Raw genomic sequence first — 1,206 nt, 5'->3', positions numbered from 1 at the left:
CGTACATACTTACGGCCTAGCGCTTTCGCAATAGATTTTCCTAAAGATGTTTTACCAACTCCCGGAGGGCCAACCAAACATAAGATTGGCGCTTTCATATTACGCTTTAATTTTAAAACGGCTAAGTATTCTATAATGCGTTGCTTAACTTTTTCTAAACCAAAGTGATCTTTATCTAAGATACGTTGTGCTCTTTTTAGGTCGAAATTATCTTTCGTAAACTCGCTCCAGGGTAAATCTAAAAGAAGTTCCAAATAATTTAACTGAACAGAGTAATCCGGTGCAGCAGGGTTCATTCTACCCAACTTATCTAGCTCTTTATCAAAATGTTCAGCAACTGCTTTTGCCCATTTTTTCTTCTTGGCTTTTTCTTGTAAAGCATCGAATTCTAAATCGGCAGAGCTGCCTCCCAACTCTTCCTGAATGGTTTTTAGCTGTTGATTTAAAAAATAATCACGTTGTTGCTTGTCTAAATCGGTACGTACTTTCGATTGGATCTGATTTCTCAGCTCCAGCATCTGCAATTCGACCATTAAAAGCTCCATTACCTTTTGCGCTCTTTCCTGCAATTTATCCATTTCAAGGATTTTTTGCTTATCGGCCATTTCGGCATTCATATTTGATGAAATGAAATTGATCAAAAATGAATTGCTCTCGATGTTTTTAAGTGCAATACTGGCTTCACTTGGAATATTTKGTGATAGCTGGATAATCTGAGCAGACATTTCGCGGATAGAAGCGATTAATGTTTTAAACTCTTTATCTGCTTTGTGCTTTTGTTCTTCGAATTTTTTAACAACGGCTTTAATGTAAGGTTCGTTCTGCACCTCTTCAATTAAGCTGAAACGTTGTTTACCCTGGATAATTACTGTAGTATTTCCATCAGGCATCTGCAACAGCTTTATGATGTTTGCAACCGTGCCAACCGTGTTAAGCTGCTCAAAAGTAGGGTCTTCAATGGAAACGTCTTTTTGAGAAACAACCCCAATAATTTTATTTCCTTTGTACGCTTCCTTAATTAACTTAATTGATTTATCTCTTCCAACTGTAATAGGAATAACTACTCCTGGAAATAAAACTGTGTTTCGCAAAGGCAATATGGCCAACGTTTCGGGCGTTTCCTCATTATTCATTTCCTCTTCGTCTTGTTGAGACATTAAGGGAAAAAATTCGGTATCCTCGTTTATGATTGGCATTGCTGTATGG

Annotated in this window: 1 protein-coding gene; it reads right to left on the bottom strand. The window is 37.3% G+C overall.

Features of this window, described 5'->3' with window-relative positions; translation table 11 throughout:
• Positions 1 to 1,196, bottom strand: a 1,196-nt coding sequence (locus tag AC1DPQ_RS28200; protein WP_477611633.1) for an LON peptidase substrate-binding domain-containing protein, incomplete at its 3' end; no start/stop codon positions are given.
• Positions 1,197 to 1,206 lie beyond the last annotated feature (10 nt).

The sequence above is a fragment of the Pedobacter sp. 01T416_2 genome, assembly GCF_056398925.1.
The sequence above is the reverse complement of the archived record's forward strand: the minus strand, read 5'-3'. Positions and strand labels throughout refer to the sequence as shown.